Origin of the sequence: Vibrio sp. 10N.222.49.C9 (genome assembly GCF_041474985.1) — a bacterium.
GTDB classification, from domain to species: domain Bacteria; phylum Pseudomonadota; class Gammaproteobacteria; order Enterobacterales; family Vibrionaceae; genus Vibrio; species Vibrio crassostreae_C.
This window is the reverse complement of record NZ_JBFRVD010000008.1, coordinates 38,381-53,887: the sequence shown is the minus strand read 5'-3', so window position 1 is coordinate 53,887 and position 15,507 is coordinate 38,381. Positions and strand designations below refer to the sequence as shown.

Below are 15,507 nucleotides of genomic sequence, written 5' to 3'. Positions count from 1 at the left end.
CCCAAAACACAGACTGAATAGCCTCGACCCTCGACCGGGGCTATTCAAGTATCTTCATAAAAATGCTGCAATAACCCCCACCTAGCTAACAAATCTCTAACACAAACCAGTTTCTTGTATCAATCCACGAAAGCTATCGATAGAATTCCCGGTCTTATTCGCGTCAGTTATGCTAATCATTCGCAATTCTAAAGTCGTGAATCAATGAATGCGTAAATCTAATAAGAATGAGAACAAAGGCTTACCGATGGATACTTCAAATTACAATCAATCGCTAACGACTAAGTTATACGTCATTGCTGGCGTGCTGTTTGGCACCTATGGCAGTCGGGTGTGCCCTATGCTCGATAGCTTAACGACGTTAGAGATTTTCACACAAGTCAGTATTGTGTTTATCTTATTATGGCTCGCACGTCGTTACCCATTGGCGCAACATACCTTGGTCAAGCAAGGCCGATTCGCGCATCTCGATACCCTGCTATTTTTTGCTGCAAGTGTGCCTTTCGCGCTCTACTACAACTTAAGCTATGAATTCACCATAGATAGTAATTTGAAGGTGCTGTTTGGCATGAGTCTATTCGGCTTCTTTACCGGAACCATTCTTCAATTGAATGCCAAGCTCAGCCAAATGGATAAAATGGAGACGACTGGACAATTCGACTTCCAACTGGTTGGTGAAAGAAGTTCACTGGTCAAGCAGATGATAGGCTTGGTTATCGTGCTTCTGGTAACACTGACGACTATGTTGACGATGATTGCTGTCAAAGACATCTTTTGGCTAGAACATAACCCTGACCGCTTATTGGATGGCACCGGCAAGATCAGCGTGATCAAAGAGTTTATTTATTTGGCTATGGTACTGGGTGGCTACGCGATAACCATCATGACGCTTTGGAGCAAGCTAATTAAGCGCATTCTCCTAAGCCAAGAGCACGCATTGAGTAAAGTCACCAATGGCGAGCAAGGCGTTCGCTTACCTATTTTCGGCTACAACGAGCTTGGCTCAATGGCATCTATGACCAATACCATGCTTGATAGCCTTGAAACCGCGCAAAACGAAGTCAAAACCACACGTGACGTCGCCATTGTGAGCTTATCGGCATTGGCTGAATCTCGAGACAATGAAACGGGCGCACATATCCTAAGAACTCAAGAGTACGTCAAGGTACTAGCACAAGAGCTCAGCAAGTCAGAGACCCATTCAAGCTTGTTAACACCAAACTACATCGAGTTGCTTTACAAATCTGCGCCTTTGCACGATGTAGGCAAAGTCGGTGTGCCTGATAGCGTGTTATTGAAGCCAGGTAAGTTGACTGACGAAGAGTTTGAGATAATGAAAGGTCACCCCTCGATTGGTGCTGAAGCGTTATCTATTGCAGAAAAGCAGTTGGGAAGTAGCTCTTTCTTAAGAGTCGCAAAGGAGATATCTCTGACTCACCACGAGAAATGGAATGGCAGCGGTTACCCTAATCAGTTGTCTGGTGAAGATATCCCGTTATCTGGCCGTTTAATGGCATTGGCCGATGTTTATGATGCGCTCATCTCGAAGCGAGTCTACAAGCCAGCCTTTACTCATGAACAAGCTAAACAGATTATTTTAGAGGGCAATGGGACGCATTTTGATCCGCAAGTTGTCCAAGCTTTTCTAGCGGTTGAACAAGCATTTGTTTCAATTGCCGCGACCTACAAAGATGGCAAAAATGTAGCGAGTGAACTCGAGCGCGAAAGCTTTATTGCTCAACCAGCGTAATCTATTCAAAATCCACTAACTTCTTGCACCCTATAGGTTAATCCGTAGGGTGTTTTGTTATCAAATACCCTCTTTAGTCAATAAATCTGATTGAAATGGATTTTTTTTAGCCTTTCTGTTCACTTCGTATTGTCTTAAAAATTCCATACAGGTATAACTACCCATAGATACTATCCCCTCTCAATTGACATGGATGAAGATTATGTTTGAAAAAGTGTTAGCTGCTCCCGCCGATCCTATCCTCGGCCTTACTGAAGAGTTTAAAAAAGACTCTCGTGCAGAGAAAATCAACCTTGGTGTTGGCATCTACAAAAATGAAGATGGTCAAACGCCTGTACTTAAAACAGTAAAGAAAGCAGAAGCTGCACTTCTTGAAAACGAAAAAACCAAATCTTACCTAACGATTGAAGGTACGGCTGAATACGGTCTAGCGGTACAGAAACTTCTTTTCGGTTCAGACGCAGAGATCGTTGCATCTCAGCGCGCTAAAACAGCACAAGCTCCAGGTGGTACAGGTGCACTTCGCGTAGCGGGTGAATTCATCAAGCGCCAACTGGGCGACGTAAAAATCTGGATCAGTAACCCAACTTGGGCTAACCACAACGGCGTTTTCGCTGCTGCGGGTATCGAAACTGCTCAATACAGCTACTACAACGCTGAAACTAAAGACAAAGACTTCGCTGGCATGGTTGCTGACCTAGAGAAAGCTTCTGAAGGCGATATCGTTCTTCTTCACGGCTGCTGTCACAACCCAACAGGTATCGACCCAACAACTGAAGAGTGGGAAGTTCTTGCTAAACTGGTTGCTGAGAAGAAACTGCTTCCTCTATTCGATTTTGCTTACCAAGGTTTTGCAAAAGGCGTTGAAGAAGATGCTGCTGGCCTACGTATTTTTGCTCAATACAACAAAGAGATCCTTGTTGCTAGCTCGTTCTCTAAGAACTTCGGCTTGTACAACGAGCGTGTTGGTGCATTCACTCTGGTTGCTGAATCAGCAGACGTAGCAACGACAGCATTCTCTCAAGTTAAGAGCATTATCCGCTCTATCTACTCTAACCCACCAGCCCACGGCAGTGCTGTCGTTACTCACATCCTTGGTGATGCTGATCTACGTGCTGAATGGGAAGCAGAAGTGGCAGAAATGCGTGACCGTATCCAAGAGATGCGTGAACTATTCGTAACGACACTGAAATCAGAAGGTGTTGATGCAGACTTCACATTCATCGAACGTCAAAACGGCATGTTCTCGTTCTCAGGTCTAAGCAAAGAGCAAGTAACTCGCCTAAAAGACGAATTCGCAATCTACATTGTTGGTTCTGGCCGTATCAGTGTTGCTGGTATGACTAAGTCAAACATGGGTCCTCTATGTAAAGGTATCGCTGCGGTTCTTTAATCGAAAAGCGAAACCTGTATTTGCAGACCAATAGATGTGTAAAAGCCAGCAATTAAGCTGGCTTTTTTGTGTCTGTCTCTTTGTATATAAGAGCTATTAGTGCACTTAGCCTTTTCGTTACTGGCTAATACTCTAGGAAAAATTCCACTCCTAGCTCGTGAGTACGCTCGCTACGAATTTTACCTTCACCATCTCGATGTTGATATGACCCACCAATCGCAAACTTATTGGTCACTAGATAACGTAAACCTAAGTGATAGACCTCTTCATCAAACAGGTCACTTCGATTCACTTGCACACTCCCGTTAGCTATCCAACGTTTCGCAAAGCCATAGTTAAGCTCAGCTTTTACCCCTTGGATGAACTCAGTGTCTGAAGATTCAGTTCGGTTGGTGTCATTATCTTCAACCTTACCTTTTGTGATACCAAGCAGGTAGTAAGCCACTATATCTAAATCTTTCTTAATGCTGTAACGGTAACCAACACCTGGCATCAGCGTATCAATTCGAGTTGTGGTGTCATCAGGGTGAATAAAGCGTGCGCTGTAGTCTCCCAGCAACGACCAATCATCCGTCATCGCGTAACTGACGCCTAATCCATACGACGAGGCGTTATTATTACTGCCTGCATCTTCATTTAAACTGCCCGAATGCGCCGTGGCATAAATATGGTCGTAATCTAAAATATCCACCGCGTTAGTGTCCGCCCACAAACTTGGAGAAAACATAAAAACCGCAGATACAAAACTAAGCTTCCACTTCGACATTCCTATCATCCTTAAACTGTCACTCCATTAATTGAAAGGTTAGTCTATCCATAAGACTTTAAAAAGGTTTTAGCTCACAGATTGATTTGTGACGGCAAAATATTATCAAATGTTGTACCATGAAATCATACAAACCAATGGATGATCATTATGGATGCTGAGTTATTAGAGATTCAAAACTTTCTGGCACAATACCCCCCTTTCACAGAACTCCCTGAGGAGATGTTGGCGAAAGTGACCAGTAGCGTGGAAATTTCTTATTACCGCCAAGATACCCCTATCATTCACTTTGGTGATCAAATTCATGACTTATACATCGTTCGAAGTGGCGAAGTCGAAGTCTACCGCCGTAAAGGCGAACTCTATAACCGCCTGGATGAAGGCCACTTGTTCGGTCAAATGGGCCTACTGACCAACAACAAGGTGCGTTTCCCAGTTAAAGCCACCGAAGATACCCTGCTTTACTGTATTCCTGAGCCTATCTTCCAAGAGCTCTACGACAACTACGACTCCTTTGCCGATTTCGTAGAAGTAGAAGATAACGCGCGACTGCGCCAAGCCAACTCAGACAGCAACGACGCTAACGACTTAACGACATCCAAGGTTAAAACGCTGCTGACCAGCGAAGCACCAATGATCGAAAAAACGCGCACGATTCAGCAAGCTGCGACCATGATGGCACAGGATAATGTTTCCTCTTTGTTGATCATCGACCCAGAAATCGTTGAAGATGATGAAGATGACTCAACACCCGTGATTGGCATCATCACCGACCGAGATTTATGTACTCGCGTTTTAGCTGAAGGGCTTGACCCATCGGATGAAGTCTCTAGCGTAATGACACCTGAGGTTATCTCTCTCGATCACAATGCTTACGTATACGAAGCTATGATGACCATGCTTCGCTATAACGTGCATCATTTACCAGTGCTTAAAGATAAGAAGCCGATTGGTATTATCGAAGCGACCGATATTGTTCGTTATGAGTCTCAAAACTCGCTGTTATTGGTAAGTAGTATCTTCCAGCAACAAAGTATCGAAGATCTGAAGGTGCTTTCCGAGCAAGTAAAAGACAGCTTTGTGCGCTTAGTTAACGAAGATGCCAACGCCCACATGGTGGGTACTGCAATGTCGGTAATTGGTCGTAGCTTTAAGCAGCGAATTATCGAACTGGGCGAAGAGAAATTGGGCAAGTCGCCTATTCCTTACTGTTTCCTCGCACTGGGCTCTATGGGGCGTGATGAGCAGCTGCTGGTTACCGACCAAGATAACGCAATCATTCTTGATGATACCTACGACGAGAAAAAGCACGGTAAATACTTTGAGGAGCTGTCGACCTTTATTTGTGATGGCTTAGATCAGTGTGGCTATGTGTATTGTACTGGCGATATCATGGCGACTAACCCAACGTGGCGTATGACTCGTCGACAATGGGAAGAGTGCTTTGCCGATTGGATTGATGATCCAAACCCGAAAGCACTGTTAAATGCTTCAATCTTCTTCGACTTAGATGGCGTTTATGGTCGTCTGAAATGGGCCGAGCAATTGAACAGCTTTATTGTTCGACGCGCACGTAAGAACAATCGCTTCTTGGCGTGTCTTGCACGTAACGCACTCAACCGTACACCTCCGCTCGGCTTCTTCAAAGATTTCGTGATGGAGAAAGATGGCCGTCACAACAACTCTATCAACCTTAAGCGTCGTGGTACTGCGCCACTCGCCGATTTGATTCGTGTTCACTCGCTCGCGGTAGCGTCTCGCTCTAAGAACTCGTTCGAACGCTTAGATGACATTATTGACGCCGGTATTCTGCCAAAAGGCCGAGCTCAAGATCTGAAAGATGCGATGGAGTTTATCTCTCTGGTTCGTATTCGCCACCAAGCACACGATGTCGACAACAACATCGAGCCTGATAACAACATCGAGCCAGAGAACCTGTCTGACTTCGAACGACGTAACCTAAAGGATGCATTCCAAATATTAAGTAATGCGCAAAACTTCCTTAAGTTCCGTTATCAAGCCAGCAACAAGTTTAAGTAGGGCCTATGAACAAACTATTCAGATCACCTGCGGTCGATTGGCCATTTAAGTTTGCTCAGAAGCTTGAACGAGCGAGAGACGAGCGCTTAAAGCACTTTTATAGCCAGCCTCTTCCTGCGCCTGATACGCCACTTTCAGAAGTGATGTTTTTGGCTGTCGACTTTGAGACAACGGGGTTAAACCCAAACAAAGACGGCATCATTACCATTGGTTTAGTGCCATTTACGCTCAATCGCATCTACTTGCGACAAGCCAAACACTGGACTCTAAGACCAAAACAGAAACTTGAAGAAGAGTCTGTCGTGATTCATGGCATCACTCACAATGACATCATTGATGCGCCAGACCTTAGCGAAGTGTTGGGCGAGATCTTAGAATCAATGGCGGGACATATCCCTGTGGTTCACTATCGTCGTATCGAACGTGACTTTTTGGACAATGCATTGAAAGTGCGACTCGGTGAAGGCATTGAGTTCCCAGTCCTCGACACGCTGGAGATTGAATCTCAGATCCAAAATAAACTGGCTGGCGGCTTGTGGAACAAGCTGAAAGGTAAGAAGCCAGCTTCAGTGAGACTGGGTCAGAGTCGTCGTCGATACCATCTGCCCGACTACACGCCGCATCATGCATTAACTGACGCTATTGCGACCGCTGAGCTACTCCAAGCGCAAATTGCTCATCACTTTGACTCTGAGATGCCTCTGAAGAGTTTCTGGATCTAGCTGAGTTACGTAAGCTAAATACAAACACAAAGCCCATCAACTTCCATTGGTCGGCTTTTTCATTTTTATCGTCTGTGTTTAAGCAACGGTTGGCCCGACTAAGCGCATTTCCCATAAGCGTTTAAACATATTATAACGTCACACCCCAGCAGTTCCGCTCTAATGGGCGTCGAAAATCGTGATCGCTATTTGTCAGCGCGATTGGCATTATTACTTCCCAACCACAGACAACGTTTGGTAATAAAGACGCTTTTGCTGATACATATTCTCATCAGCGACTGAGAACAATTGCTCAACGTCTGTTGAATCACTAGAGGCTGCACCAATCGAGAATCTGACAGGAATAGAGATACCCGCTTTAGTCTCGATTGCCTGTTGCTCCTGAGCAATGTACAACTGCTCAGTCATCTTTGCGACATTGAGCGAACTCGACTCACCAGACGTTAAGGTAAGCACCGCAAATTCATCTCCACCCAAACGGTATAGATTACTGGCAGGTGTCAATTCGTGGCTGATTACGTCTACGCAGCGCTGTATCAGCTCATCCCCGATCTCATGCCCATGAACATCATTGGTCGTTTTCAAGCCATTGATATCAATAATGATCAAAGAAATCTGATTTTGATTGTCGTTAATGCTGCGTTTACTGAATTCGAGATCTTCATTAAAAGCTTTACGATTCAAACAGCCAGTCGGCATGTTAATCCGTGTAATATTTTCGAGCTCTAGCCAACCAGCTAACTGTTTTTGGTACATGTCAAAAATCAGAAGATCTTCTTCACTGAGGACATCAAATGAACTTGAACAAAAATACCCGATCGCCGTCCCCTGTGAGTCACAGAGTATCAGGTCAGCCTCGCCAGTCCGGTTAAAATGAAACTGAATCGAATGTTGAACAAGTAATGTCTTTAACTCTTGATCGACCATTTGAGGAATCAACCGATATTCAGCCGCGTGTCTTGATGATGCAAACTGAACGATCTTCAAAATACGATGCTTCTGGGATTCTTCACGCGCGAGCGAATTAGTTAACTTGCTGGTTTTCTCTTCGACTAAGTCCTCTAGCTGAACATTAAATCTTTCGAGTTTATCGTTACTTTCGGTAAGCTCACGGACTTGGTATTGTATGCGACCCCACAAGGTTTCCAATAAACGACTCAGCGTGACGAACTCTGTAAAACGATGTTCATCCACACTATGAGTCGGTGACTGGTTATGCGAATACGACGTAACAGATTCAGCCAACAAGTTTAACTGCCCTGAGAACCAGCGGCTTAGGAACAGAGCAAACACAATCGAGATGGCAAGCGTCGCCACCAATATTCTGACAAAGACCACCTGAGCTTGTTGCATCTCTAATAAACGCTCACTGTCGGAAATATGATGTTTGACGTTCAGTACCAATTTGTCGGTAAAGAATGTGCTGTCGATAGAGATAATGTTCGCACTTTGTTCAGAAGATTGAGCATCCGTTGAATCAATATAGTTAAACTCAACCGACTCATTTTGATAAAGGAAAGGCGTCACTTTAGTCTTAAGTCTGTCATACCCCATAAGAACCACAAGATAACCCTGCGGCGTGTATGTAGAACCTTCTATCAAACGATAAGGTAAAATCGGCGCGACAAAAACGATACCTGTAGCGGCATTATCCGCCACTTCAGTTTCGGTAAACTCGGTGTGGAACAATTTCCCTTGCCCATAAACCGATTGAGGACGCTTCAAGCTTTCTAATAACTGGCTCTGCTCAAAATGGTACAAGCTGCCTTTGCTGTCATAAATGGGCTTCCAGTTTTGGTCCAGAATATAAGTCGCGGACACACTCTCCGCTAGCGCATTGAAGCTATCCATCTTGTCCCAAATAACACTCGAGAAAAAGATATTACCACCCGCTTTAATCAATGATCGGTCATGCGAATACCATTGAGTTAGGCTCGCCGTCAGCTTAATTTGCTCTTGTACGGTTTGACGAATACCGGTCGTAGAGTTGTCCAGCTTGGTTTCTTTTTGCTCTAAAGAACTTTGGTTTTGTTTATTGAGAATCAACTGTCCCGCTAGGTAAACAGGAAGCATTGAGCAAGCCAGCAACACCAAGCCCATGGTGTATTTTAATGATAGCTTCAATCTCTTACCCTCATATTCGCCGAGTAATATTGAACAAAATCATTGTAAAATTTATGCAGTTCACTCTTTGGCATCCCTGACTTGTAACGCTGATACGCCCGAGCCGATGCCTCCCAAACGATCGCCATCTTGTAGTCACTCGACATCATTTGCGATGCTTGAAACTCATCGTACATATTTGAAAGTGTCTGGTTACCTTCCTCAACACGGCGTTGATTAACCTCATAAAACGGCGAAACCATGGCACTCGAGTGAGCTAAAGAGGTGAAACTGTTTGATTGCAGGTATTGAACGACTTCTTTCAAAGCCAATTTCTTATCTGGGTTTTGCATGCCTTTTTCCGTGACAGCAAAAACCTTTGCGCCACTAAATGAAGACATACTTTCACCACGATAGGTCGGCAACGAATTGATGTACAAATCTCGACCAAAGGCGGCATCGAGTTCGCTGAACGCCCAATCACCGTCAATCAAAAACTCGACTTCCCCATTGATGAACCTCTGCCTCGCGCAAATATCGCTGCACGATGATTCGATGACTTTTTTCTGCTGCAACATGTCGATGAAATCAAAGATAGCAACTAACCCTTCACCATTAACATTCTTCGACGATAATAAGTCTTCAGAAAAAAGCTGATAGAAAGCTAGATAGAAGTACATGTTTGGATTGGGAAAAAGCACGCTCACTTGATCGGACTGAGCAGAGCGTTCAATTAGGCTCTCCCATGTCACGACTTGCGCTTGAGGCTTGCTCGAATACAGAACGACTTGGTTTCCAATACCAACCGGTAACGCCTTAAGCTCACCGTTGATGACCACTGCATCGAGCGCTTTTTTCTCATAGCGTTGGGTATCGACCCAAGCATCAGGAAGCGTCGCTAAATCGATATATTCAGTTAGACCTAAGAAGTCAGAAGGAACCCAGATGGCGTCGGGAAAGGTATTGTCTCTAGGATCAGCAACAAGCAGTTCAGAACGAATACTGTTGACGTCAAACGAACGAATTTCTACACGATGATCAGTCATCGCTTCGATATGTTCTTTTACATAATCGGCCGTTTCATAATTAATACCAGCCCATATTTCAAGTGTGGACGAACAAGCAACGGCCGGAAATAGCATCGCAAATAGACTCAATAACCTCACACTTGGTTCCTTGTGGTAAGAATTAGACGTTGGATTTTAATCGCCCATCAATAAACCGGGCGATGCGGCTTATCGCTCACTGCTCATGATTAGAGACCTAGCTTTGGGCGACACGTTATATAGTAAAAAGTGCCTAAATAACAGTTGATACTCTCGCTTTAAGAGAAAGGTCTGCTCATTCTGATACATCCGTCATATCTCTGGATGACTGTTCTTACAATAAATCAACATACCATACCCTTTATTATTAACGACAAAAAAAATGCCGCAAAAGCGGCATCTATCTCGTTCGGTGCATTCGACACAATAAAAATCAAATAAGCAATTTATCAGTCAAAGCCCTATCATCGATTAAGCGTATTTCTCTTCGAAATCTTTCATGAAGCTAACCAGCGCTTGAACGCCTTCCAGAGACATTGCGTTGTAAAGTGAAGCTCTCATTCCACCTACTGCTCTATGGCCTTTCAGTGATTTCAGACCTGCAGCATCAGCCAATTCTAGGAACTTGCCATCTAACTCAGGTTTCGCCAGTTGGAACGGCACGTTCATTCTAGAACGGTTTGCAGTGTGAACATCGTTTTTGTAGAAAGCTGAGCTATCGATTGCATCGTAAAGCAGCGCTGCTTTCTCTTTGTTCACCAACTCCATCGCTTCAACGCCACCTTGAGCTTTCAGCCACTTGAACACAAGGCCTGATAGGTACCAAGCGTAGGTTGGTGGTGTGTTGAACATTGAGTCTTTTTCAGCAAGTACTTTGTAGTTCAGAATACTCGGCAACACGTCGTTTGCGAGTTCGAGTAGATCATCACGTACGATTGCAATGCAGATACCCGCAGGGCCGATATTCTTTTGCGCGCCCGCGTAGATAACACCGTACTGAGACACATCAATCTTACGAGACAGAATGTTAGATGACATATCCGCTACGATTGGCTTATCCGTTTGAGGAAGCTCGCTGATTTCAATACCATCGATGGTTTCATTCGGACAGAAATGTACATACGCAGCTTCCGGGTCAATTTTCCAATCTTTAGCTGGAACAACCGCTGCTTTACCATCAATTGACGTCTTCGCGTTGAATACATCGATTTCGCAATATTTGCTCGCTTCAGTCACTGCACTTTCTGCCCAGTAACCCGCATCAATGTAAGTCGCTTTCGTCGCATCACCTAAAAGGTTTAGAGGAACAGCAGCGAATTGAGCACGAGCGCCCCCCTGACAGAAAAGAACTTTGTAGTTGTCTGGGATGTTCAGAAGATCACGTAGGTCCTGTTCGGACTCGTCAGCAACTTGAATAAATTCCTTGCTGCGATGGCTGATTTCCATCACGGAAGTCCCTAAACCATTCCAATCAATAAAGTCCGCTTGCGCTTGTTTCATTACCGGTTTAGGCAGTGCAGCTGGGCCAGCACTGAAGTTGAATACGTTATCTAATGTAAGTTCCATGGGGATGATTGCTCCTGCTAAATAATAACTATGCAAGTAATACCATGTTTTACCCAACATAAAAACAACAAAAGAGGTCTTAAGACCTCTTTTGTTTTGTACCGTATAAAATGTTTAAGCTTAACCTGCTAAATCACCCTATCAGTATTCACGCCTGCTCTGTTTATTGAACCAAAACCGGCATAAGTAGAGCGATTAATGGAATTTCTTGTCCATTTTCGAACACTAGGTTTCCATTTTCTAAGTCAGCGCTGATTTCATAACCACTGTCTGTTTCCTTGATCATTTCCATCACAAGCAATTCATCGATACCTTCACGGATGAATGGATACTCTTCAACAAGTTCATTTGAGAAGCTAGAGTGAACGTTGCCCGTTAATGCAGGCATGATCATCGAAGGGTTGCTGCTGATGTTTTCGGTCCCTTCCGGCACGCTCACCAACCACTTAGATTCGAACTGTCCCTTACCTAACTCTAACGACATGTTGTTCATTGAAAGGTCGAAACCTTTAGCAAACAGGATATCGATAAATGGAATGATCTCTGCAACGTCTTCTTGCGTCTTCACAGGATTAGATTGGTAAATCTCAAAGATTTTCTCAAACGACTCGCTATCCAACTTCGACATTTCAAAATCGACGTTTAGGTTGTTCAACTGGCCTTCACTGGTCTCGATGTTTGCGATATCCAGCTTGAGGTTGCTGCGCAGACGCTTAGTTGCTTCATCTAGATGTGATTCAAAATCGTACTTAGAATTTTCAATGGTCATGAAAGGCTGCATTGCAGAATCTGAAACCAAGAAGCTATCGATAGTAAAATTCTGAGTACCTAACCAGTAGCCTTTCGCTTGTTGGCCTGAACCCACACCTTTCAGATTAGACAGCGTTACCTCTTCACCGGTTTCAAAATCAATTTGAACTGAAGGGATTGAAAGCTCGTAATCAACTTGGCCTAAAACAGTCGCATGGCCAGAAAGATTCGATTTAGTGATCGAGACCGAAGTCCCATTCTCATCAGAACCTTGGTGATTGAACTGGCTTAACTCAAAGTTAAAGTCAGTGTTGCCGTTTAGCTCAGTACTAGTGGTCAGAGTTAAAGGCAGAATATCGGTATTCTCAAACGTCGACAGTGCATTTAGACTCACCAAACCATGGCTAACCGCACTATTTATGACAAACTCACTCGGCAACCCATCAATCGCAAGTTGCTCTTTCAGGTTTTCATCCGTCACAGTTAAACGAGTGGTTACGTTGGAAGACAAGTAACCTCTATCGTATTCCACGATCTCAGCTTGAATGCTTGAATTGTTAAGCTTTGCAACACCGTCAGTAATAGCATTTTGTCCAATTTGGCCAACCGCTAAAGGCCAACATAGTGCCAATGAGATTGCTCCGCCAATTGCACCAATTTTTCTTAACTGTTCCATGAGTTCTCTTTCTACACGTGTCTGTTTTTTTTAGTCTACCCCATCAGTAGCAAACAAGAAACATTGAGTTAAATCAGTCTATTGCTCGATACTTCGATTGCCTCAATAAATTAACGGCTAGCTCTCATCCTTATTCGGCGGTTCTTGCTAGGCTAGAGACGTCGCTACTATTAAGGTTGAGCTGTGAATCAATACGCTGTTATCTGTTTGGACAATAATCCGGTTAGCATTGAAAGAATACGTTCGGAGCTGGCTCCGTTGGCTTCTGTATTCGATATTTATACTGCCGAGAACATAGAAGATGCACATCACGCATTAGAAGATATTCATGATCACAACCAAACCGTAGCCTTGGTGATCACTCATCATCATTCTGAATTTAATGGCGTGCAATTTCTGATTGAACTTGAGCAGCTGCCCCATAGTAGTACCGCAAGAACGATATTAGTCAGCGCTTCGTCAGACATTCAATCCATTCTAACCGCTGTAAATGAAGGCAGGCTCAACCACTGTCTAACCAAACCGGTTCAAGATCAGGTTCTATTCAAATCAGCGCAAAAAGAGCTGACCTCTTTTGTCATCCAATACGACTCAGAAAACCTGCTCTCTTACAGTGATGCATTGGATCAACAACGCTTACTCAGAGCGCACATTGAACAAAAGATTCACTCTTTCCAATCGGGTTTCATTCACGACTACCACCAGCTTTCTGATAATGCCCTTGCAGAACGTGTCGTCAGTGCTCTGCAGGATGTCTTCTCAAAAGATGATAAAACTAAGGCCATTCGTGACTACTCCCCTGAGCATCTGCTCACTGTGGAAGGCGAAGACAATCGCTTTTTATGGCTGATCATTGAGGGTGAAGCGGCTCTATATAAGAAAGATGAACTCGGGCAACAGAGGGAAGTGGTACGTCACTCCAAAGGGAATATTGTCGGCGGGATGTCATTTGTGACAGGCGAGCCTTCGTTTTCTACCGCGATCACCCTAACGCAAACACGCGTTATCAAGCTGGATAAAGATAGCTTTGCTCAGGTGATGCATTCAAACAATACCCTGCTGCCTTTATTTACCAATCTATTGCTCCGTCATTTTAATCGACGTTTGCAACGCAGCATCACCAATAAGATCAAACTGCAGCAAACACTAGAATCATTAGAGTCTGCACATCAACAACTGATCGAAAAAGAGAAAATGGCGATGCTCGGACAGCTTGTCGCGGGAGTCGCACATGAGCTGAATAACCCGATTGCTGCCATATTAAGAAGCATCGAAACTCTGTCAGACCATCTCGACCAAATATTGGCAAACCTATCCGTTCCAGAGTCCAATAAAGGGACTGACGTACTGGCACATTCAAAGTTAGCTAAGCCACTATCAACAGCCCAAGAAAGACAGCTCGTAAAGCATCTTACGTCGACGATTAATGACCGTGCTTTAGCAAAAAAAGCCGTGAGACTAAACCTAAGCCAAGACTCTACGGTTCTAAACACATTAAAGGCGTCCCCTGTCGCAGGCAAAGAGCTGCTCAATGACTTAGAGCATTACCATTATGTTGGAAACTCTATCCGCTCAATTCAAGTGTGCAGCAAGCGTATTGCCGATATGGTCAAAAGCTTAAAAAGCTATGCTAGAGAAGATGAAGAAGTTCGCCACTACACAGATATCCACGAAGGGCTTGAAGATACCTTAGTGATCTTCGAAAACAGGCTTAAACACCACCAACTCGAAAAGCATTACGATACCGACTTACCGCCTTTATTGTGCCAGTCGCTCTCGCTGCAACAAGTGTGGACCAACCTTATCTCCAATGCGCTCGATGCCCTATCTGAACGAGGAAAAGTGACCATCACCACTTCTCAACAGACAAAAGGCGACGACGCGTTTCTTGTGGTGCAAATCTCCGATACTGGCCACGGCATTGCCAAAGAAGACATCAACACCATTTTCAACCCAAATTTCACGACTAAAAAAGAAGGCAACTTTGGTTTAGGGATTGGGTTATCCATTTCTCAACAAATCGTTTCGGCTCATCAAGGGTTTATTTTGGTGGAGTCAGAGGTAGGCAGCCATACAAACATGCAAGTGTGGCTTCCATTCAAACAAGAAGGAGCACCTCATGAATAAGTACCTAATTTTATGTGTCGATGATGAACCTGAAGTTCTCAATAGTGTCCTTCAGGACTTGGCGATATTTGAAGAGAACTTTCTGGTTGAAGGTGCAGAGTCGGTCGGTGAAGCCAAGCAAGTAATCAAAGAAATGGGACAAGATGGTATTAAGCTCGCGTTAATCTTGTGCGACCACATCATGCCAGAAAAGACCGGCATCGATTTTCTGATCGAACTCAATCAACACGACGCTACTAAACCAACACGTAAGCTGCTGCTCACAGGGCAAGCAGGGCTGGAAGATACCGTCACGGCCATTAACAACGCTGCACTTGATTTCTATATTTCAAAACCTTGGCAAGGCGATCAACTGAGAGACACGATTACTCAACAATTGACTGACTATGTCATTGCCAACGACAAGCAATTGCTAAACTGGACTTCCATCTTAGATACCGAGCGCATACTGACTTCAATGGCGGATAAACGCACCAGTTTTGGTGAATAGCACTGATTGGTTAATGGATACTGAGAATAGCGTCATCCGATATAAAAACCTTCCAAATGTATACAAATTTTGGATAAT

Annotated in this window: 11 protein-coding genes; 6 read left to right on the top strand and 5 right to left on the bottom strand. The window is 44.2% G+C overall.

The window, feature by feature from the left end:
* Window positions 1-208: 208 nt before the first annotated feature.
* Together AB4585_RS02355 and AB4585_RS02350 are read left to right on the top strand one after the other, a co-directional pair.
* Window positions 209-1,750, top strand: a complete 1,542-nt coding sequence (locus tag AB4585_RS02355; RefSeq protein WP_102394298.1) for an HD-GYP domain-containing protein — start codon at window positions 209-211, stop codon at window positions 1,748-1,750.
* 202 nt (window positions 1,751-1,952) lie between these two features.
* Window positions 1,953-3,143 (top strand): amino acid aminotransferase, encoded by a 1,191-nt coding sequence (locus tag AB4585_RS02350; RefSeq protein WP_019822582.1) that lies wholly within the window; start codon window positions 1,953-1,955, stop codon window positions 3,141-3,143.
* 124 nt (window positions 3,144-3,267) lie between these two features.
* Here AB4585_RS02350 and AB4585_RS02345 read toward each other — a convergent pair whose 3' ends face one another.
* The gene (locus tag AB4585_RS02345) at window positions 3,268-3,909 is read right to left on the bottom strand and encodes an outer membrane beta-barrel protein (RefSeq protein WP_102320457.1); all 642 of its coding nucleotides are present in this window, start codon (window positions 3,907-3,909) and stop codon (window positions 3,268-3,270) included.
* A gap of 150 nt (window positions 3,910-4,059) precedes the next feature.
* Here AB4585_RS02345 and AB4585_RS02340 point away from each other — a divergent pair, with 150 nt between their 5' ends.
* A complete protein-coding gene (locus tag AB4585_RS02340; RefSeq protein WP_017060410.1) occupies window positions 4,060-5,949 on the top strand; it encodes a DUF294 nucleotidyltransferase-like domain-containing protein in 1,890 nt (629 codons plus the stop codon).
* 5 nt (window positions 5,950-5,954) lie between these two features.
* On the top strand, window positions 5,955-6,671 hold the full coding sequence (locus AB4585_RS02335; RefSeq protein ID WP_102320458.1) for a 3'-5' exonuclease: 717 nt from the start codon (window positions 5,955-5,957) through the stop codon (window positions 6,669-6,671).
* Between the two features lie 210 nt (window positions 6,672-6,881).
* On the opposite strand, the gene AB4585_RS02330 is transcribed toward AB4585_RS02335, so the two are convergent.
* From AB4585_RS02330 to AB4585_RS02315, 4 genes are all read right to left on the bottom strand, one after another.
* Complete coding sequence (locus tag AB4585_RS02330) at window positions 6,882-8,771, bottom strand: GGDEF domain-containing protein (RefSeq protein ID WP_102320459.1); 1,890 nt, start codon at window positions 8,769-8,771, stop codon at window positions 6,882-6,884.
* 20 nt (window positions 8,772-8,791) lie between these two features.
* Window positions 8,792-9,940, bottom strand: a complete 1,149-nt coding sequence (locus AB4585_RS02325; RefSeq protein WP_372055821.1) for an extracellular solute-binding protein — start codon at window positions 9,938-9,940, stop codon at window positions 8,792-8,794.
* 351 nt (window positions 9,941-10,291) lie between these two features.
* Window positions 10,292-11,386 (bottom strand): 3-phosphoserine/phosphohydroxythreonine transaminase, encoded by a 1,095-nt coding sequence (serC, locus tag AB4585_RS02320; protein WP_017065411.1) that lies wholly within the window; start codon window positions 11,384-11,386, stop codon window positions 10,292-10,294.
* Window positions 11,387-11,549: 163 nt separating this feature from the next.
* Complete coding sequence (locus tag AB4585_RS02315) at window positions 11,550-12,812, bottom strand: DUF945 family protein (RefSeq protein ID WP_372169290.1); 1,263 nt, start codon at window positions 12,810-12,812, stop codon at window positions 11,550-11,552.
* 183 nt (window positions 12,813-12,995) lie between these two features.
* On the opposite strand from AB4585_RS02315, the gene AB4585_RS02310 reads away from it, so the two are divergent.
* The gene (locus tag AB4585_RS02310) at window positions 12,996-14,939 is read left to right on the top strand and encodes an ATP-binding protein (protein ID WP_102320461.1); all 1,944 of its coding nucleotides are present in this window, start codon (window positions 12,996-12,998) and stop codon (window positions 14,937-14,939) included.
* Window positions 14,932-15,429 (top strand): response regulator, encoded by a 498-nt coding sequence (locus AB4585_RS02305; RefSeq protein ID WP_017068761.1) that lies wholly within the window; start codon window positions 14,932-14,934, stop codon window positions 15,427-15,429. Before AB4585_RS02310 ends, AB4585_RS02305 begins: the two co-directional genes overlap by 8 nt.
* Window positions 15,430-15,507 lie beyond the last annotated feature (78 nt).

What these genes read in the sequence shown, in the direction of transcription:
- AB4585_RS02355 (WP_102394298.1), top strand. Translation starts at nt 209, where the DNA reads ATGCGTAAATCTAATAAGAATGAGAACAAAGGCTTACCGATGGATACT.
- AB4585_RS02350 (WP_019822582.1), top strand. Translation starts at nt 1,953, where the DNA reads ATGTTTGAAAAAGTGTTAGCTGCTCCCGCCGATCCTATCCTCGGCCTT.
- AB4585_RS02345 (WP_102320457.1), bottom strand. Translation starts at nt 3,909, where the DNA reads ATGTCGAAGTGGAAGCTTAGTTTTGTATCTGCGGTTTTTATGTTTTCT.
- AB4585_RS02340 (WP_017060410.1), top strand. Translation starts at nt 4,060, where the DNA reads ATGGATGCTGAGTTATTAGAGATTCAAAACTTTCTGGCACAATACCCC.
- AB4585_RS02335 (WP_102320458.1), top strand. Translation starts at nt 5,955, where the DNA reads ATGAACAAACTATTCAGATCACCTGCGGTCGATTGGCCATTTAAGTTT.
- AB4585_RS02330 (WP_102320459.1), bottom strand. Translation starts at nt 8,771, where the DNA reads ATGGGCTTGGTGTTGCTGGCTTGCTCAATGCTTCCTGTTTACCTAGCG.
- serC (WP_017065411.1), bottom strand. Translation starts at nt 11,386, where the DNA reads ATGGAACTTACATTAGATAACGTATTCAACTTCAGTGCTGGCCCAGCT.
- AB4585_RS02315 (WP_372169290.1), bottom strand. Translation starts at nt 12,812, where the DNA reads ATGGAACAGTTAAGAAAAATTGGTGCAATTGGCGGAGCAATCTCATTG.
- AB4585_RS02305 (WP_017068761.1), top strand. Translation starts at nt 14,932, where the DNA reads ATGAATAAGTACCTAATTTTATGTGTCGATGATGAACCTGAAGTTCTC.